Below are 19,250 nucleotides of genomic sequence, written 5' to 3'. Positions count from 1 at the left end.
TTCTATAAACCACTTTTATATATTTGTACTAAATAAATACTATGAGAAAATCGAAATCACTTTTTATAACTGCTTTAATCTTTATTGCTGTTTTTTTTAATTGTAAAGACTCTAAAAAGACAATGACAAACTCAAATTTAGATGAAAATATAGAACAGAAAGTAGATTCTGTTTTAGCATTAATGAATTTGGAAGAGAAAATTGGACAACTGGTGCAATATGCTTCAGGTGGAGATTTAACAGGGCCAGAATCTTCTAAAGGAAACAAAGAGAAAGCAAGCAAAATTAAAAAAGGTTTGGTTGGTTCACTTTTAAATGTTGCTACAGTAGAAGAAGTTCGCGAAGCACAAGAATTGGCAATGCAATCGCGCATAAAAATTCCATTAATTTTTGGTTACGATGTAATTCATGGTTTTAAAACAATGTTTCCAATTCCTTTAGGAGAAAGTGCAAGTTGGGATTTAGAAATTATGAAACAATCTGCTAAAATTGCTGCAAAAGAAGCAGCAGCTTCTGGTTTAAACTGGACTTTTGCACCAATGTTAGATGTTGCAAGAGATGCAAGATGGGGTAGAGTTATGGAAGGTGGAGGAGAAGATCCGTATTTAAATGCTGTAATTGGAGTTGCAAGAATTAAGGGTTTTCAAGGTGAAGATTTATCAAATAAAAATACGATTGCAGCTTGTGCAAAACATTTTGCAGGTTATGGTTTTGCTGAAGCTGGTAGGGAATACAGTGCTGTAAATATTGGCGAAAATGAATTACATAACACAATTTTACCTCCATTTAAAGCCGCTGCAAAAGCAGGAGTTGCAACTTTTATGAATGCATTTAATGATATTGATGGAATCCCTGCAACAGGTCATAAAATTTTACAAAGAGATATTTTAAAAGAAGGTTGGAACTGGAATGGTTTTATTGTTTCAGATTGGGGTTCTATTGGAGAATTGGTTGATCATGGTTTTGCAAAAGATAAAAAAGAAGCTGCAATTATTGCTCTAAATGCAGGAAGTGATATGGATATGGAATCGCATTCTTATGGAGCTCATTTGGCGAGTTTATTGGAAGAGAATAAAGTTTCTTTAGCAAATTTAGACGATGCTGTTAGAAGAATTTTAAGAGTAAAGTTTCAATTAGGTTTGTTTGATAATCCTTTTAAATATTGTGATGAAGAAAGAGAGAAAAACGAAATTTATACAAAAGAACATTTAGCAATTGCAAGAGATGTCGCAAAAAAATCTATTGTTTTACTTAAGAATGAAAATAATATTTTACCAATTTCTAAAAACGTAAAAAGCATTGCTGTTATTGGTCCTTTTGCAGATGATAAAAATCAACCTTTAGGAAATTGGCGAGCAAAAGCAACTTATAATTCTGCAGTTTCTTTATTAGAAGGTGTAAAAGCAAAAGTTGATAAAAACACAAAAATATATTACGAAAAAGGAGTAGAATTAACAATACCAACTGTAAAACCTGGCGATAATCAGTTTATGATTCCTCTAAAAATGAATACAGAAGATAGATCTGGAATTGCAAAAGCAGTTGCGGCTGCAAAGAAAGCAGAAATCGTTTTTTTAGCAATTGGTGAAGATGCATATCAATCAGGGGAAGGAAGAAGTTATACAAACATTGGTTTTGCAGGGTTGCAGAACGAATTGTTAGAGGCTGTTTATGAAGTGAATAAAAATATTGTTCTGGTTTTATCAAACGGAAGACCCATGGATATTTCTCATGTAAGTGAAATTTTACCAGGGATTCTAGTTACTTGGCATTTGGGTTCAGAATCTGGTAATGCAATTGCAGATGTTTTGTTTGGAGATTATAATCCGTCAGGAAAATTACCTGTTTCGTTTCCAAGAAATGTTGGGCAAGTACCTTTATATTATAATCAAAAAAATACAGGAAGACCTTATAGTGATATTCATGTTACGTATGCTGGTTATGACGATTCTAAAAAATCAGCACTATATCCTTTTGGATTCGGACTAAGCTATACTTCTTTTTCTTATGATAATTTAAAAGTAAATAAAGAAACAATAAAAGATGATGGAAAAATCACACTTTCAGTAGATGTAAAAAACACAGGAAAAGTTGCAGGAGAAGAAGTTGTACAATTGTACATTAGAGATTTAGTAGCCAGTATAATAAGGCCTGTAAAAGAACTAAAAGGTTTTCAGAAAATAAATTTGAAAGCAGAAGAAACAAAAACAGTTTCTTTTACAATTGATAAAGAAGTGCTTCAGTTTTATACTTCAAACAAAAAATGGGAAGTAGAGGCAGGAGAATTTTTATTATTTGTTGGAGGGAATTCAGCAACAAAAATGATGCAAAAAATCACTGTAGAATAAAAATTCTATAAAAAAATGAAGTAAAAACGCTTCAAAAAAAAATTAATAAAAAAAAACTACATACTTTTGCAGTCCAAAAACTCGCGGTTTCGATTGCGAGAATTACGACAAAAAAAGATACATGGCAAAGAATTTAGTAATTGTAGAGTCACCAGCAAAAGCAAAAACCATCGAGAAGTTTCTTGGAAAAGATTTTCAGGTAGAATCGAGTTATGGGCACATTGCAGACTTACCTTCCAAAGAATTAGGAATAGATGTAGATGGAGATTTTAGTCCAAAATACATTGTTTCAGATGATAAAAAATCAGTCGTAAAAAAATTAAAATCATTAGCAAAAAAAGCAGACACTGTTTGGTTAGCGAGTGATGAGGATCGAGAAGGAGAAGCAATTGCTTGGCATTTAAAAGAGCAATTAGACTTAAAAGACGAGAGTACAAAACGTATCGTTTTTCATGAAATTACAAAAAACGCCATATTAAAAGCAGTCGAAAATCCAAGAGATATCGACTATAATATGGTAAATGCACAACAAGCGCGTAGAGTTTTAGACAGACTTGTTGGTTATGAATTATCGCCAGTTTTATGGCGTAAAGTTAAAGGTGGTTTATCTGCAGGTAGAGTACAATCTGTTGCAGTGCGTTTAATTGTAGAAAGAGAACGAAGCATTCAAGACTTTAAAGCAGAAACACATTATAAGGTAGTTGCAGAATTTGCTAATAATGAAGGGAAAACCTTTAAAGCAACCATTCCAAAGAATTTCGATTCTAAAAAAGCAGCAGAAAATTTCTTAAAATCGTGTGCAAAAGCAGATTTTTCAATTGTAGATTTAACAAAAAAACCAGCAAAGAAATCTCCAGCAGCACCATTTACAACTTCAACATTACAACAAGAGGCCTCTAGGAAATTAGGTTTTCCAGTAGGTAAAACTATGCAAGTTGCACAACGTTTGTATGAAGCCGGTTTAATTACATATATGAGAACAGATAGTGTAAACTTATCTGTAGATGCAAGAAACGCGGCCGAAGAAGAAATTAGCAATTATTACGGAAAAGAATATAGCAAACAACGTGTTTTTAAGTCGAAATCTAAAGGAGCGCAAGAAGCGCACGAAGCGATTAGACCTACAAACATGAAAATGCATTCTATTGATACAGAATACGACCAAACAAGATTATATGATTTAATTTGGAAGCGAACTTTAGCTTCACAAATGAGCGATGCCTTATTGGAACGTACAAATATGAAGATTGAGAATTCTGAAAACTCAAAGATTTTTACTGCAAATGGTGAAATGATAAAGTTTGAAGGTTTCTTAAAAGTGTATTTAGAAGGAAATGATAATGAAGATGAAGAGCAAGCTGGAATGTTACCAAATTTAAAGGTAAATGAAGCTTTAGAATACAATTTTATAAACGCAACACAGCGTTTTACGAGTCCACCTTATCGTTTTACAGAAGCATCTTTGGTAAAACAATTAGAAGAATTAGGAATTGGAAGACCATCTACGTATGCACCTACAATTTCTACAGTACAGAGAAGAGGTTATGTAGAAAAAGGAACAAATGAAGGTGTAGAGAGAGAATATCAGCAATTAATTTTATCTGGTGGAAATGTGGAAACACAAACTTTAACAGAAAAGACAGGTTCCGATAAAAATAAATTAGTTCCTACAGATATTGGGAATATCGTAAACGACTTTTTAGTCGCTAATTTTTCAAACATTTTAGATTTTGGTTTTACAGCTAAAGTCGAAAATTCTTTTGATGATATTTCTGAAGGAAATGAAGATTGGACAGAAATGATTAAAGGTTTCTATCACAAATTTCACGACAATGTAGAAGATGTAAAAGAAAATGCAGATAGAGAAAGTGGAGAACGTATTTTAGGAAAACACCCAGAATCTGGAAAAACAGTTTTGGTAAGACTTGGTAAATTCGGACCAATTGCACAAATTGGAGCGCCAGAAGACGAAGAAAAGTCTTTTGCAAGCTTGAATAAAGACCAGAATTTAGGAACCATAACAATGGAAGAAGCATTAGAATTGTTCTTGCTTCCTAAAACGTTAGGAACTTATGAAGGTGAAGAGGTAATTGTTTCTAACGGACGATTTGGGCCTTATATCAAATTCGGAACCATGTTTGTTTCTTTAGATAAAGGTGAAAACCCAATGGAGGTAGATTTGCCAAGAGCAGAAGAATTAATTGTTGCAAAGCAAAAAGCAGATGCACCAATTTATCATTATGAAGATTTGCCTGTACAAAAAGGAGTTGGACGTTTTGGGCCATTTATAAAATGGAACGGAATGTTTATCAACGTAAATAAAAAATACGATTTCGATAATCTTTCAGATGATGATATTATTGAGTTAATTGAAGTAAAGAAGCAGAAAGAGATCGATAAAGTAATTCATAATTGGGAAGATGTTGGTATTCGCGTGGAAAAAGCACGTTGGGGAAGGTATAATGTTCTAAAAGGAAAAATTAAAATTGAGTTGCCTAAAACCACCGAAATTGAGAAACTTTCTAAAGATGAAGCAGTTAAGATGATAGAGGCAAAAACGCCAAAGAAAAAAGTAGCTAAAAGAAAAACTGCAGCCAAAAAAACCAGCAAAAAGAAGTAGGGATTTCTTATATTGCATGTCTATTAAAAAAAATTGATGAACCAAGACTTTTTAATCCCTGTAAAAGAATCGGTTGTGGCACATTTAGTGTTGCAATCAGATTTATGCTTGGGTAAAAAAATTAGAATTCATACAGAAAATGAAGGTTTTCCTGAACTAGATAATGTTCAAATAGCTGTTTTTGGGGTTCAAGAAGACAGAAACTCTCAAGATAATTTTGGTTGTGGTGAGAATCTGCATTTTATAAGAAAAAAATTATATCAATTATTTCCGGGAAATTGGAACACAAATATTGCCGATTTAGGGAATATAAAAAAAGGAAATGAAGTTTCTGATACGTACTTTGCTGTTAGAGAATTAACAACCTCTTTGTTAAAGAAAAATATAATTCCGGTAATTATTGGAGGTGGCCAAGATATTACATTTGTAAACTATAGAGCATACGATTCTTTAGAGCAAACTGTAAATATAACAGCAGTAGATAGTAGGTTCGATTTAGGGAATTTAGACGACCCGTTAACTTCCCAATCTTATTTAAGTAAAATAATTATGCAAGAACCAAATAACTTGTTTAATTATTCTAATGTTGGTTATCAAACTTATTTTAATTCGCAAGAAGAGATAAATTTGTTAGATAGTTTGTTTTTTGATGCACATAGATTAGGTAAAGCTAAAGAATTAGAAAATATAGAACCGGCATTCAGAAATTCAGATATTGTGTCTATAGATATTGGTGCAGTTAGGCAAAGTGAAGCTCCTGCAAACAACAATGCTTCCCCAAATGGTTTTTATGGCGAAGAAATTTGTGCAATTTCTAGATATGCAGGAATAAGTGATAAAGTTTCATCTTTTGGTATTTACGAGTACAATTCAAGACATGATAACAATCATCAAACGGCTCATTTAATTGCACAGATGATTTGGTACTTTATTGAAGGTGTCAACTTTAGGGTGAAAGATTATCCGTTTTCCGGTAAAGAAAATTACCAGAAATTTACAGTTTTATTAGAAGATGATGATCCAATAACTTTTTATAAAAGTAACAAATCTGGAAGATGGTGGATAGAAATAAATATTTTATCAAATAATAAATACAAAAGACATGCGTTAATACCATGTACATATAAAGATTATACAGACGCAACAAAGCAAATAATACCAGAAAAGTGGTATAAAGCAATGAGAAAGTTAGTATAATTGAAAGAAAATAAAAAAGAGAAAGTTAAAATGCAATTTGTAATTGTTTTTTAGCAAAAAAAATAATAGGTTTACGAACTTTTTAGTAAAGATATTTTAGCATATGAAGAAAGCAGCAATATTTGCACTTTTAATAACCGTTTTTTACAGTTGTGGCTCTAATGATAGAGGAGAATTAGTGGGTATAAAGGCCAAGAAAAAGTGGTTTTCAGAAAAACCATTTGGTATGGCTTTAATTCCTGGAGGTTCTTTTACCATGGGAAAACAAGATCAAGACATCATTGGTACAATGAATGCTCCTACAAAAACAGTTACAGTTAGACCATATTATATGGACGAAACTGAAATTACAAATAACGAATACAAAGAATTTGTTTTTTGGGTTAGAGATTCAGTTGTAAGAACAAGATTAGGATACCAACAAGAATTTGTTGCTATGGGTGCAACTCCAGATCCTACAGGAGCAGGTTTGTCTGGCGGAATTCACGAATACGCCTTTGCAGTAGCTGATACGACAGACGCAAATGCATATCAAAAATACATGTACGACAACTATTGGAGTTTAGGAGATGGAATCGATTCTATAAAACCATTAAATTGGGAAAATGAAATTATCTGGAAAAAAGAAGATTTCCCAGATGTCGATTATGTAGAAGTAATGGATTCACTTTTTATTCCAAGAGAAGAAGCCGTAGATGGTGTTAGAACTTTTAATACAAAATTCTTAAAATACAGATATTCTTGGTTCGACAGAGACAATGCAGCCAGAAAAGGTGGTAATAGAAAAGATTTTGTAGAAACGGAAGTATTAAATATTTATCCAGATACTACTGCTTGGGTAAAAGATTTTAATTATTCTTATAATGATCCAATGCACCAAGATTATTTTTATCATCAATCTTATGGAGATTATCCTGTAGTTGGTGTTACTTGGGGACAAGCAAATGCTTTTTGTAACTGGAGAACAAAAAAGAAAAATGATTATTTAAAAGGAAGAAAAAACGCAACTTCAGTTCCGGATTTTAGATTGCCAACAGAAGCAGAATGGGAGTATGCAGCCAGAGGTGGTTTAGAATTTGCAACATATCCTTGGGGAACAGGAAGTACAACTAGTGATAGAGGATGTTTTTTAGCAAACTTTAAACCAGTAAGAGGAAATTACGCAGTAGATGGCGCTTTATATACTATGGAAGCTAAATCTTTTAATGCAAACGACTACGGATTGTATAACATGGCTGGTAATGTTTCAGAATGGACAAATACAGCTTACAACTTATCATCTTACTATATGGCTTCAACAATGAACCCAAATGTAGAAGATAGAAAAAATAAAAGAAAAATTATACGTGGAGGTTCTTGGAAAGATGTTGCATACTTTTTAGAAGTAGGTTCTAGAGATTATGAATACGCAGATACAGCAAGAAGTTACATTGGTTTTAGAACCGTACAAAACTACATTGGTACAACAAACAAATAATTAACAAAAAATTAATCAAAGAAATAATATTATGGCACAGTCAAGATCTTACAAAAAAACAATGAACTTCGTATATGGAATGGGAGCAGCCGTTGTAATCATAGGAGCTTTATTTAAAATTCAACACTTTTCTATTGGTCCATTAACAGGAGGTATAATGTTAACAATTGGTTTAGTTACTGAAGCCTTAGTATTTGCTATTTCTGCTTTTGATACACCAGAAGATGATTTAGATTGGTCTAAAGTATATCCAGAATTAGGAGCAGATGGTATTGAGTCTGAAAGAGAAGAGGCTGGAGCTCAAGGTTTATTGTCTCAAAAATTAGATAATTTATTACAAGAGGCAAATATAGATGCTTCTTTAATGGCTAGTTTAGGAAATAGCATGAAAAACTTTCAGGGAGCTGCAGAAGGATTATCTGCTGCATCAGAATCTATTTCTTCAACTAATAAATACAATGAACAAGTGTCAATGGCAGCTGTTCAAATGGAAACATTAAACAATTTATATAAAGTTCAAGTAGAAAACACAACAAAGCAATCAGAATTAAATGGTGCTGTTGTAGAAAATACAGAAAAACTAAAAGAACAAATGGAGTCTTTAGCAAAAAACTTATCTTCTTTAAACGGAGTTTATGGTGGTATGCTTTCTGCAATGTCTAAATAATAATTAGTTCAATTAAAATGATTACTAACTTAAAAAACTAATTAGAATGGCTGGAGGAAAAATGTCCGCAAGACAGAAGATGATAAACTTAATGTACCTTGTTTTTATTGCAATGTTAGCAATGAATATGAGTAAAGAAGTGTTATCTGCTTTTGGTTTTATGAACGAAAAACTAGTAGAGAATAATATATCTACTACAGAAAAAAATAATGAAGCATATGCTAATTTAGCAACGAAAGCTTCAGAACAAGCAGCAAAATTTGGACCTTTAAAAGTTCAAGCTGATAAGATAAAAGCATATTCATCAGATTTTTATGCTTATTTAGCTGATTTAAAATCTAAAATGACTGCAGATATTGAAGATAAAACTGACTATGAAGCAATGGATAAGACTGCTTTTTTAGATGAGTACTTCTTTAAAGGTGATGGCATTACTGCTGAAGGTCAAGAGTTTTTAGATAATATTAATGGTTACAGAACAAATGTAATTTCGGTATTAGGAGCAGATTCTAAATTTGCACCAATTATCAAAGAAAGGTTTAATACAGAAGACGAAGTTAATAGAGATGGTAAGACAATTAATTGGTTAGATTATAGGTACAAAGGTTTCCCTTTAGTAGCTTCTTTAACTAATTTAACACAAATGCAAGCTGATATTAAAAATACAGAAGCAGATATTGTTGCAGATTTATTAGGTGGTAAATTAGAAGAATCTTTATCTCTTAACAATTATAAAGGAATTGTAGCGTTAGATAAGAACGCCTATTTTGCAGGAGAAAAAGTTACAGGAAAAATAGTTTTAGGTCGTTATGACGCTACTATGATTCCAGATAATGTAACTCTAAATGGTAGAGATTATAAAAACATACAATCAGGACAAGTAATTATAGATATGCCTGCAGGTAATGTTGGTAATCATGATATTAAAGGTAAAATAGCATTTACTCAAAATGGAGAGATTGTAGAAGTTCCTTTTGAGAGTTCTTATTCTGTTATTCCAGAACCAAGTAATGCAGTTGTTTCTGCAGATAAAATGAATGTTGTTTATAGAGGTTTAGATAACCCTATTTCTGTTTCTTTACCTGGTGTTGGAGATAATAACTTAAATGTTTCTGCTTCTGGAGGAAGATTAACAGGAAGTAGAGGTAAATATAGTTTAAGACCAAGTGCAGGAAACATTGCAACTATTAATGTAAGTGCAAAGTTAAGTAGTGGTAAAACTGTTAATTCTAAAGCAACTTTTAGAATTAAAGATATTCCTGCTGCTATGGGATCTGTTCGTAACCAATTTGGTACAGTTAGAATGCCTAAATCAGGTTTGTCTAATGCACCTATTGCTGCAGGTCTTCCAGATTTTGAATTTGATTTAAAAATTAATGTAACTAGTTTTAAAGTTAAAGTTCCTGGGCAATTAACTATTATAGTAAATGGAAGCAGATTAAATGCTGCTGCTAAAAAAGCATTATCGAAAGCTAGAAGAGGAGATATCATTAATATATATGGTATTGAAGCTACTGCTAATGGGACAAAACTTAAAAAAGTTTTACCTGTTGCGATTGAGTTAACAAACTAGAAGTAAAAAAATAAAATATGTTTAAAAATTGTTTAATATTATTTTTCGCTTTAATGATAAGTGGTTCAATAAATGCACAAGCAAATTTATTGAATTCAAAAACAGTTGATCAAATAGGGCAAAAAAACGAGCAACAATTAGCCGCAGATAACGATGGCCCATTACCATATGGTTATGTAGATGACAGAGACGTTTTATGGTCTAAAGTTGTTTGGGAATTTGTAGATTTAAATCAGAAAATAAATTTACCATATTACTTTCCTATCGATACTACAAATATCTCTACAGACAGAAGATCTTTGTTCGATACTTTAATTAAAGGAATCAAACAAGGTAAAATAAAAGAAGCGTATTCAGACTCTTTCTTTACATCTAAAATTACACAAGATGAAATCGATACACGTTTAATAAACGTTAGAGAAGAAAGTGGATATTCAGATACTTTTAGAATTCAGACACAAGATGTAGAAGGTTACATGATTAAAGGTATGTGGTATTTCGATAAGCGTCAAGGAGAATTAAAATACAGATTGTTAGCATTAGCACCAATGGGTAAAGACGTACAGTCTTTAGGAGTAGAAAATGTTGAGGATGATAATTTATATGAATTATTTTGGGTGTTTTTTCCATCAGCAAGAGATGTTTTACATGACGCAAAAGTATTCAATCCAAAAAATGCTTCACAACCAATTTCTTTCGACCATTTATTAAATGCAAGAAGATTTAGTTCTGTAATTGTTAGGGAAGAAAATATTTATGGTAATAGAGCCATATCAGATTATGTTCGTGGAAATTCTTTATTTCAATTATTAGAAGCAAATAAGATTAAAGAAAACATTAGAAACAGAGAAATGGATATGTGGAACTATTAATTCCATCATAAAACTTATATAAAAACGTTTGCGCAAGCAAGCGTTTTTTGTTTGAAGCTATTTCCTGCTTTTCGCACTCGCTTTTTTTCGTACCTCAAAAAGAGCTCAAACAAATGCTACAATCAGGGCTAAACTAGTTTGCAAACTATAGGCAAAACAAAAATCTTAAAAGTATTTTAAATTATGAAAGTAGATTACATTATTGTTGGTTTAGGATTAGCAGGTTTAGCATTTGCAGAAGAACTAATGGCAAATAATAAAACCTTTATAGTTTTCGAAGACGATTCTCAAACATCATCTTTAGTAGCTGGTGGAGTCTATAACCCTGTTATATTAAAAAGATTTACACCCGTTTGGAATGCTAAAGAACAATTAGCAATAGCGCTCCCTTTTTATAATAGAATAGAAGAAAAACTCAATATAAATATAGATGAGAAGTTTGTTATTAAAAAAGCTTTTAAGTCTATTGAAGATCAAAACATTTGGTTTGAAGCTTTAGATAAACCCAAACTAACAGACTATTTAGATCCAAAACTAGACAACCAAAATTATCCTGGAGTTATTGCAGATTTTAGTTTCGGAAATGTAAAAGAAGCAGGAAGAATTGATACAAAGAAGTTAGTAGAAAGTTATAGAGAATACTTAAAAAAAGAAAATAAAATTAGGTTCGAAAACTTCGAACATCAACAAATAGAATTCAAAGAAAGTTCTGTAAAATATAAAAGTATAGAAGCAACAAGAATTGTTTTTTGCGAAGGTTTCGGAATTAAAGATAATCCTTATTTTAATTACCTACCACTTAATGAAGTAAAAGGGGAACTGATAACTATTTTTGCACCAGAATTAAAAATTGATTTCTTATTGAAATCGACACTTTTTGTATTGCCTTTGGGTGACAATTTATACAAAGTAGGAGCCACTTTTAATTGGACAGACAAAACTTCTAATCCGTCAGAAGAAGGAAAAGAAGAGTTGGTAGAAAAATTAAAAAAAGTAATAAATGTACCCTACAAAATTGTGGAACAAACAGCAGGAATTAGACCAACAGTTTCTGGTAGAAGACCGTTAGTTGGAGTTCATCCTAAATACAAGCAATTAACAGTTTTAAACGGTCTAGGAACACGTGGAGTTATGATTGGGCCAACTGTAGCCAAAGAGCTTTTTAATCATCTAGAAAATGAAGAAAAATTAAACCTTGAAACAGATATATCAAGGTTTAATAAAAAATAGTTTTTTAAATTTAAAATTGCAGTTATTATTTAAGTTGTGGAACTCTTATAACGTTTTCTACTTCTCTCCAAATAATGTTTTCTAGAATGCCTGCTATTGGCTCTTCTAATTTGTCTGTAATAATCTAATTTTTCTTTTGTGTTTTCAATTTTTTTTGAAATAAATTTTAATAGTAACATAATTTCAAAAGTTGGGTTAATAACCCAAATTTAGCCTAAAGCTTTTATAGGATAATAGGTATCTATACCCTATTTAAACAGATGTTTGTTTTTTAAAACCCATGTTAACAAAGAACCAGTTTCATGAGATAAGTCTAATTTTAATATAATTCTACTTCTATGTTTTTCTACAGTTCTTGGAGAAATAAATAGTAAATGACCTATTTCTTTATTAGTCTTATGTTGCGAAATTAATTTTAAAATTCTTTTTTCGGAAAGAGATAAATCTTTTAAAACAGTATCAGATTCTTCAGTAAAACCAATATGTTTTTTAAGTTCTTTACTAAAATATGGAATATCATTTGTTACAGATTCAATACAAACTTCAATTTCATCTAACGCAAACTCTTTTAAAATGTAACCAAATACACCAATCTTTTTTGCCATTAAATACAAATCGATTTCTTTATGAAGCGTAATAAGAATAATTTTAGTTTTAAGCTTAAGTTTTTTACAGTATTTAGCTATTTCTATACCAGTTTTTAAAGGCATTTCTACATCTAAAATGGCTATGTCTGGTTTATTTTTTAGAATAAAATTAAGCGCCTCTTGCCCATCTGTAGCTTTCCCAACAACTTTAAAATGTTTTTCTAATAATAAATCTTCTAATCCTTTTAAAAGTATTGGATGATCATCAGCAATAAAAATTTTTTGATTTCTCATGCTTTTGGAAAATGTATTGTAAATGTTGTTCCTTCTCCTTTTACAGAATCAATTTTTAAAGTTCCTTTTAAAAACTTAACACGTTCTTTAATTGTTTTTAAACCTAAACTTTTAAAGTCATTATACTTTTCAGAAAAATCGAAACCAATACCATTATCTTTAATTGAAATAATAACCTCTTTTTCTTTGTCTATCAAATCAATTTTCGCAGAATCTGCATTTGCATGTTTAATAATGTTAGAAAAACATTCTTGTACAATTCTAAAAACATTAACTTCTTGATTTGAGTTAAGAGCATCTTTAATTTCATCAATATCACCAAAAATAAGAATGTCTTTATAGTTTTCATCTAATTGAGATATTAGATTTTCTATAGCTCTAGAGACGCCAATTTCTTCCAACTGAAAAGGATGTAATACCCTAGAAATACTTCTCATTTCTTCAATTGCATTATTTACCAATTCTTTAGTTTGAGAATCATCTTTTAGGGAAACCTTATTCTTTATAAGTAACAAACTTTGCCCAAGACTGTCATGTAAATCTTTAGAAATTCTCTTTCTCTCTTCTTCTTGAGAAAGTAATAATTTTTGAGAATATTCTTCTTGCATTTTAATCTTTTTAATAGCTTGCATTCTATTTCTGTAAAAATAAAACACTAAAAAAAGTAAGCTTGCGCCAATTGCACCAAATAATAATAATCGTTGTTTAGCTTCGTTTTCTTTAGCTAATAAATCTATAGAATTTTTTTGTTGGGTTATTTCTTTTTCTTTTTGTTCGGTTTCGTATAAAGTTTGGTAATAAGAAAGAGTGTTTGTTTTATCTGTTGTGGAAATAGAATCTTTAATGTTAGAATAATCTTTAAAGTATTTAAGGGCTTTTTTAGAGTCACCTTTTTGCTCATATATTTCAGAAAGTAATTTATTTACTTCACGTGAACCAGCTAAATTATTTCTACTTTTTTCGTGTTTTAAATTCTGTAAACTTAATTCTAAAGCTTCTTTAATATTACCTATTTTAAATAAATATAGGCTTTTTGCTTTGTTTTGAGAAGCAATGTTTAATGTGTTTTTCTCATTATTTATTGTTTCATTTACACTTAAATCTAAATATTTTTTTGCATTAACTAAATCATTTTTGTTTGAATAATATATAGAGAATTGATCATAAAAAACAGACAAATTATTAAAATTGTTATTGTCTTGTTTATTATGATTAATAGCTTTTTTAAGTGTTCTTTCAAAAAGTAGTGAGTCTCCAATTTTTAAATAATTATTTGCAAGATTATAATAATCAACACCAATTCCAGTTAAATAATTTTTTTCAATTCTTTTTTGTATTAAATTTTCTCGAGCTTCAATAGATTTCTTGCTTAAACCATTGGCTCCATATATCATAACAATTGATCCTTCAGTAAAAAACATGTATTCTTTATCACCTAGATTCTCATAGTATTTAGATGCTAGTTGGTAATCATTTATAGCTTTAATATATTCAGCAACAAAAGAATATGCCTGTCCTCTAAAATAAATTGCATCTGCTTTGTAAATAGAGTCTTTAGAAGCATAGTTTTTAATTGCTAAAGAATAGTTTTCTATGGCTTTGTTATAACTTTTGCCATTATAATATGCTCCACCTTTTTTTAAATATATACCTCCTAATAAATATGAATCTGTAATTTTATCAATATGTGTTTCAACTTTTTCAATTAAAGCTAAACTGCGTTCTCTTTGGCCTAACTTTGTGTTTATATTAAAAAAAGCACGTATAGTTTTTTCTGCCGCCTTTTCATATTTTTCTAATTCAATTGCTAAATCTACATATTGTTCTGTTCTTTCAGCAAACTTAATTAGGTCTTTTTGATTTCTAACATCATGAATCAAACTATCTAAAGAAGCTAGTTTTAAAGCTTTATTTTTTGTAGAATCAATAATTTTTAGATAATATGCTTCGTCTTTTTGGGCGTGACAGTAAAGACTAAATAGCAATAGAATTGCAAGTAATTTTAAATTTCTCATTTGATGGGGAATTTTACAAATATCTATAAAATACATGTAAATACCATCGTATTAATACCCTAAATTATAATTTTAAAAAGGGTAAGTGTTTAATAACGTTAAAATTAACTGTTTTTATTTGTTGTTTTGTCCTTGTAAGAAATAAACATATTTATCCAAAGAATTCTAGATAAACGCAAATTTACAGGGGCTAAAATAATAAGAGCGATAAAGATTGCAGCAAAAGATTGTAATAATGTAGCATTAAAAAGAAGCTTGGCAATTAAAAATGTAATAATAGAAAGACCAACTGTAATACCATAATTTACATACATAGCTCCATAAAAGAAAGAGGGTTCTATCATATATTTTAAATTACAGTTTGGGCAATTGTCATGTATTGCAGTAATTTTAGAAGGGTTAAAAGTAAACCCATTCGAAAAGAAATCGCCTTCGTGACATTGAGGGCATTTTCCTTTTACAATACTATATATTTTTGTGCCTTTTTTAAACATCTTAACCTTAAAATTTATATACTTTTGCAAAGGTAAATTTTTTACAACTTTAATTCAGTAACAATTATTACATTTCATGCTAAACGTTCATAATTTAACAGTTTCCTTTATGGGATCTGACTTGTTTTCAGGTATTACTTTCAAACTAAATAAAGGAGATCGAATTGGTTTGATTGGTAAAAACGGAGCAGGAAAATCTACATTATTAAAAGTGCTTTCTAAAGATTTAGAAAGTAGTGGTGGTACAATGGCTTTTGATAAAGATATTAGAATGGGTTTTTTAAGACAAGATATAGATTTTGTTGAAGGAAGAACTATTTTAGAAGAAGCATACCAAGCTTTCGAAGAAATAAAAGAAATAGAGTTACAATTAGATGAAATTAATGAACAATTAGCTACAAGAACAGATTACGAAAGTGAAGAGTACAGCCAATTAATTATAGATTTAACAGAAAAAACTGAACGTTATGAACTTTTAGGAGGTTATAATTATCAAGGAGATACAGAGAAAATATTACAAGGTTTAGGTTTTCAAAGAGAAGATTTTGATAAATTAACAGATACTTTTTCTGGAGGTTGGAGAATGCGTATTGAATTGGCGAAACTTTTACTTCAAAATAATGATATTTTATTATTAGATGAGCCAACAAACCATTTAGATATTGAATCTATTATTTGGTTAGAGAATTTCTTAAAAGGCTATTCTGGCGCAATTGTTTTGGTTTCTCACGATAAAATGTTCTTAGATAACGTAACCAACAGAACAATTGAAATTTCTTTAGGACAGATATACGATTACAAAAAACCATATTCTCAATTCTTATTATTAAGAGGAGAAATTAAAGAAAAGCAGTTACAAGCACAGAAAAACCAAGAGAAAGAAATAAAGCAAAAACAGCATTTAATAAACAAGTTTAAGGCAAAAGCGAGTAAAGCTTCTATGGCGCAATCTTTAATGAAACAACTAGATAAAGTTGAGTTGATAGAGGTTGATCAAGATGATAATCAAGCCATGAATGTTCGTTTTAATATTTCTAAAGAACCTGGTAAAATTATTGTTGAAGCAGAAAACCTCTCTAAAAGTTACGGAGATAAACACGTTTTAGAAGGTGTAGATTTATTAATTGAAAGAAATAGTAAAATTGCATTTGTTGGTCAAAACGGACAAGGGAAATCTACTTTAGCAAAAATGATGGTTGGCGAAATTCCTTTTGAAGGACATTTAAAACTGGGTCATAATGTAGAAGTTGGGTATTTTGCCCAAAATCAATCAGAACATTTACCTCCAGAAAAAACAGTTTTGGAAATTATGGAAGATGCTGCAACAGACGGAAACAGAATGCGTGTAAGAGACATGTTAGGTTCGTTTTTATTTGGTGGAGATGCTGTAGATAAAAAAGCAAAAGTACTTTCTGGAGGAGAAAGAAATCGTTTGGCACTGTGTAAATTATTATTATCGCCTTTTAACGTGTTAATAATGGATGAGCCAACAAACCATTTAGATATTGCTTCTAAAAATGTATTAAAAGAGGCATTAAATAACTTCAACGGAACTTTAATTGTTGTTTCTCACGATAGAGATTTTTTACAAGGTTTAACAACAACTGTTTATGGTTTTAAAGACAAAGAAATTAAAGAATATTTAGGTGATATCGATTATTTCTTGGAACAGCATAAGATTGAAAACTTACGTGAAGCAGAAAAAAGAACGGTTGTAAAAGTTGAAAAAGATACTTCTAAAAAAGAAGCACATCAATTATCTAGAGAACAAGAAAAGGAGCTAAAAAAACTAAACAACAAACTTTCTAATATAGAAACTGAAATTGCTGATTTAGAAAAAGAAATCGAGAAAATTGATTTAGAATTGGCCCAAAATTATGAAGAAGTTTCTTCCAGACCTAACTTCTTCGAAAAATACAAGGCTAAAAAAGCTAAAGTAGATTCTCTAATGGAAAAATGGGAAAAGGTAGAAGCAGAAGTTGCTAACTTTTCTTAATTACAGATAACTTATTCTTCCATAATTTCGGAAGAACAATCAAAAAAAAAACACAAATTCTTATTTAAAAGAGTGGCAATATAGAATGGATTTTACCCTAAAAGCAGATTCCCCGAATCAACAAATTCACCTTCCAATTTTGGAAGAAAAAAAAGTAGCACTTTTTATAAAACGAGAAGATTTAATTCACCCTTTTGTTTCCGGTAACAAGTTTCGAAAGCTAAAATATAATTTAGCAGAAGCAAAAAAATTAAAAAAGAAATCGATACTTACTTTTGGTGGTGCATATTCTAACCATATTGCAGCTACTGCAGTTGCTGGTAAATTAGCTGGTTTAAAAACTTTTGGAGTAATTAGAGGAGATGAATTAGGTACAAACCTTGCAGAAACTTTAAAAGAAAATGCTACTTTAAGAGAAGCTCATGAAAACGGAATGAAGTTTAATTTTGTTTCTAGAGAAATCTATCGTCAAAAAAACTCATTTGGTTTTACTGAAAAAATGAAAAACAAATGGGGCGATTTTTATTTGATTCCAGAAGGAGGAACAAACGGATTGGCAGTTGAAGGTTGTCAAGAAATTTTAACAGAAGAAGATGCAGATTTCAATTATATTTGTTCTTCTGTTGGAACTGGGGGAACCATTGCAGGAATTATAAAATCAAAAGGTAAACGTCAAAAAGTAATTGGATTTCCTTCTTTAAAAGGAGGTTTTTTATCCGAAGAAATTAGAAAATATACAATTAATAATAAAAATTGGAGTTTACAAAAAGACTATCATTTTGGTGGTTATGCAAAATATAATGATGAATTAATTCGTTTTATAAACTGGTTTTCAGAAGAAACGAATATTCAATTAGACCCAATTTATACCGGTAAAATGTTATTTGGTATTTTAGATTTAATTGAAAAAGATACTTTTCCAGATGGAACCAAAATTCTAGCAATTCATACAGGTGGTCTTCAAGGAATTGATGGAATAAATAAAAAGTTAGAAAAGAAAGGTGAACAAATAATTAAACAAATATGAAGTTAAGAATTGTATTGTATAGTCTTTGTTTATTGATTTTAGCAAGTTGTGGTTCGAGTAAAAAAGCTGCTCAAAAGAAAAGAGATTCTGGCGTTGTTTTGGTAGAGCCTATACCAGTAAAATTACCTTCTGTAAAAGAAGAGAAGCATGTTAAAAAACTTGCAAAAAAGAAACTCAATAAAAATGTTCTAAAATATATTGAAGATTATGCTGCAATTGCAGTTAAAGAAATGCACGAACACAGAATTCCTGCAAGTATAACATTAGCACAAGGAATTTTAGAATCTGGCAGTGGAAAAGGAGAACTGGCAAGTAAATCTAACAATCATTTTGGTATAAAATGCCATACAGGTTGGCAAGGAGAGCGTGTGTATCATGATGATGATGAGGATCAAGAATGTTTTAGAAAATACCAATATGTAGAAACTTCTTACGATGATCATTCAGAATTTTTAACTAAAAGAAAACGCTATGCTTTCTTGTTTAATTACAGTTCTAAAGATTATAAAAGATGGGCAAAAGGGTTAAGAAAAGCAGGTTATGCAACTGATAGAAAATATCCAGATAAGTTAATAGGAATTATAGAAAGATATAAATTACACGAATTTGATAAAGTAAAAAAGAAAGACTTTAAAATGAAAAATTCTCCTGAAGAAATAGAAAAACCAACCTATACCATTGGTAATTACTATGAAGTTAAAAAAGGAGATACATTGTATTCTATTGCTAGAAAATTTAACACTACAGTTGCAGTCTTAAAAGAAATTAACGGTTTAAAAGACAATACAATTTCTATTGGTCAGCACTTATTAACTAAATAAAAAAACAACTAGTAACCTTACCAAGTTTAAAT

General features: G+C 30.2%; 15 protein-coding genes. 11 read left to right on the top strand and 4 right to left on the bottom strand.

Features of this window, described 5'->3' with window-relative positions; all coding sequences use genetic code 11:
• Positions 1 to 41 precede the first annotated feature (41 nt).
• The 8 genes from bglX (at position 42) to H9W90_RS09800 (ending at position 11,984) form a co-directional block, all read left to right on the top strand.
• A complete protein-coding gene (gene bglX, locus H9W90_RS09835; RefSeq protein WP_187481430.1) occupies positions 42 to 2,348 on the top strand; it encodes a beta-glucosidase BglX in 2,307 nt (768 codons plus the stop codon).
• A gap of 121 nt (positions 2,349 to 2,469) precedes the next feature.
• Positions 2,470 to 4,968, top strand: coding sequence for a type I DNA topoisomerase (gene topA / locus H9W90_RS09830; RefSeq protein ID WP_187481429.1), 2,499 nt, complete (start codon positions 2,470 to 2,472; stop codon positions 4,966 to 4,968).
• Positions 4,969 to 5,004: 36 nt separating this feature from the next.
• Positions 5,005 to 6,165, top strand: a complete 1,161-nt coding sequence (locus H9W90_RS09825; protein ID WP_187481428.1) for a formimidoylglutamase — start codon at positions 5,005 to 5,007, stop codon at positions 6,163 to 6,165.
• Positions 6,166 to 6,268: 103 nt separating this feature from the next.
• Positions 6,269 to 7,642: a T9SS ring complex lipoprotein PorK/GldK gene (gene porK / locus H9W90_RS09820; RefSeq protein WP_187481427.1), complete on the top strand. Its 1,374-nt coding sequence runs from the start codon at positions 6,269 to 6,271 to the stop codon at positions 7,640 to 7,642.
• 31 nt (positions 7,643 to 7,673) lie between these two features.
• Positions 7,674 to 8,309, top strand: coding sequence for a type IX secretion system motor protein PorL/GldL (gene porL, locus H9W90_RS09815; RefSeq protein ID WP_187481426.1), 636 nt, complete (start codon positions 7,674 to 7,676; stop codon positions 8,307 to 8,309).
• Positions 8,310 to 8,355: 46 nt separating this feature from the next.
• Positions 8,356 to 9,882, top strand: a complete 1,527-nt coding sequence (gene porM, locus H9W90_RS09810) for a type IX secretion system motor protein PorM/GldM (RefSeq protein ID WP_187481425.1) — start codon at positions 8,356 to 8,358, stop codon at positions 9,880 to 9,882.
• A gap of 17 nt (positions 9,883 to 9,899) precedes the next feature.
• Positions 9,900 to 10,754, top strand: coding sequence for a type IX secretion system ring subunit PorN/GldN (porN, locus tag H9W90_RS09805; protein ID WP_187481424.1), 855 nt, complete (start codon positions 9,900 to 9,902; stop codon positions 10,752 to 10,754).
• 183 nt (positions 10,755 to 10,937) lie between these two features.
• Positions 10,938 to 11,984: an NAD(P)/FAD-dependent oxidoreductase gene (locus H9W90_RS09800; protein WP_187481423.1), complete on the top strand. Its 1,047-nt coding sequence runs from the start codon at positions 10,938 to 10,940 to the stop codon at positions 11,982 to 11,984.
• Between the two features lie 29 nt (positions 11,985 to 12,013).
• On the opposite strand, the gene H9W90_RS09795 is transcribed toward H9W90_RS09800, so the two are convergent.
• From H9W90_RS09795 to H9W90_RS09780, 4 genes are all read right to left on the bottom strand, one after another.
• A complete protein-coding gene (locus H9W90_RS09795; RefSeq protein WP_187481422.1) occupies positions 12,014 to 12,163 on the bottom strand; it encodes a hypothetical protein in 150 nt (49 codons plus the stop codon).
• 69 nt (positions 12,164 to 12,232) lie between these two features.
• Positions 12,233 to 12,865 (bottom strand): response regulator transcription factor, encoded by a 633-nt coding sequence (locus tag H9W90_RS09790; RefSeq protein ID WP_187481421.1) that lies wholly within the window; start codon positions 12,863 to 12,865, stop codon positions 12,233 to 12,235.
• Positions 12,862 to 14,880 (bottom strand): sensor histidine kinase, encoded by a 2,019-nt coding sequence (locus tag H9W90_RS09785; protein ID WP_187481420.1) that lies wholly within the window; start codon positions 14,878 to 14,880, stop codon positions 12,862 to 12,864. Before H9W90_RS09785 ends, H9W90_RS09790 begins: the two co-directional genes overlap by 4 nt.
• Before the next feature lie 104 nt (positions 14,881 to 14,984).
• Entirely contained in the window at positions 14,985 to 15,374 is a 390-nt protein-coding gene (locus tag H9W90_RS09780; protein WP_187481419.1) for a DUF983 domain-containing protein, read from the bottom strand.
• A gap of 76 nt (positions 15,375 to 15,450) precedes the next feature.
• On the opposite strand from H9W90_RS09780, the gene H9W90_RS09775 reads away from it, so the two are divergent.
• The 3 genes from H9W90_RS09775 (at position 15,451) to H9W90_RS09765 (ending at position 19,218) form a co-directional block, all read left to right on the top strand.
• A complete protein-coding gene (locus H9W90_RS09775) occupies positions 15,451 to 17,370 on the top strand; it encodes an ABC-F family ATP-binding cassette domain-containing protein (protein WP_187481418.1) in 1,920 nt (639 codons plus the stop codon).
• An 85-nt stretch (positions 17,371 to 17,455) separates the two neighbouring features.
• Positions 17,456 to 18,397: a 1-aminocyclopropane-1-carboxylate deaminase/D-cysteine desulfhydrase gene (locus H9W90_RS09770; protein WP_187481417.1), complete on the top strand. Its 942-nt coding sequence runs from the start codon at positions 17,456 to 17,458 to the stop codon at positions 18,395 to 18,397.
• Positions 18,394 to 19,218 (top strand): glucosaminidase domain-containing protein, encoded by an 825-nt coding sequence (locus H9W90_RS09765; RefSeq protein ID WP_187481416.1) that lies wholly within the window; start codon positions 18,394 to 18,396, stop codon positions 19,216 to 19,218. Before H9W90_RS09770 ends, H9W90_RS09765 begins: the two co-directional genes overlap by 4 nt.
• Positions 19,219 to 19,250: the final 32 nt, after the last annotated feature.

The organism is Polaribacter pectinis, from assembly GCF_014352875.1.
Lineage (GTDB): Bacteria > Bacteroidota > Bacteroidia > Flavobacteriales > Flavobacteriaceae > Polaribacter > Polaribacter pectinis.
This window is presented reverse-complemented; position numbering and strand designations above follow the sequence as displayed.

Coding starts and splice junctions, on each gene's coding strand:
- bglX (WP_187481430.1), top strand. CDS start 42: ATGAGAAAATCGAAATCACTTTTTATAACTGCTTTAATCTTTATTGCT.
- topA (WP_187481429.1), top strand. CDS start 2,470: ATGGCAAAGAATTTAGTAATTGTAGAGTCACCAGCAAAAGCAAAAACC.
- H9W90_RS09825 (WP_187481428.1), top strand. CDS start 5,005: ATGAACCAAGACTTTTTAATCCCTGTAAAAGAATCGGTTGTGGCACAT.
- porK (WP_187481427.1), top strand. CDS start 6,269: ATGAAGAAAGCAGCAATATTTGCACTTTTAATAACCGTTTTTTACAGT.
- porL (WP_187481426.1), top strand. CDS start 7,674: ATGGCACAGTCAAGATCTTACAAAAAAACAATGAACTTCGTATATGGA.
- porM (WP_187481425.1), top strand. CDS start 8,356: ATGGCTGGAGGAAAAATGTCCGCAAGACAGAAGATGATAAACTTAATG.
- porN (WP_187481424.1), top strand. CDS start 9,900: ATGTTTAAAAATTGTTTAATATTATTTTTCGCTTTAATGATAAGTGGT.
- H9W90_RS09800 (WP_187481423.1), top strand. CDS start 10,938: ATGAAAGTAGATTACATTATTGTTGGTTTAGGATTAGCAGGTTTAGCA.
- H9W90_RS09795 (WP_187481422.1), bottom strand. CDS start 12,163: ATGTTACTATTAAAATTTATTTCAAAAAAAATTGAAAACACAAAAGAA.
- H9W90_RS09790 (WP_187481421.1), bottom strand. CDS start 12,865: ATGAGAAATCAAAAAATTTTTATTGCTGATGATCATCCAATACTTTTA.
- H9W90_RS09785 (WP_187481420.1), bottom strand. CDS start 14,880: ATGAGAAATTTAAAATTACTTGCAATTCTATTGCTATTTAGTCTTTAC.
- H9W90_RS09780 (WP_187481419.1), bottom strand. CDS start 15,374: ATGTTTAAAAAAGGCACAAAAATATATAGTATTGTAAAAGGAAAATGC.
- H9W90_RS09775 (WP_187481418.1), top strand. CDS start 15,451: ATGCTAAACGTTCATAATTTAACAGTTTCCTTTATGGGATCTGACTTG.
- H9W90_RS09770 (WP_187481417.1), top strand. CDS start 17,456: ATGGATTTTACCCTAAAAGCAGATTCCCCGAATCAACAAATTCACCTT.
- H9W90_RS09765 (WP_187481416.1), top strand. CDS start 18,394: ATGAAGTTAAGAATTGTATTGTATAGTCTTTGTTTATTGATTTTAGCA.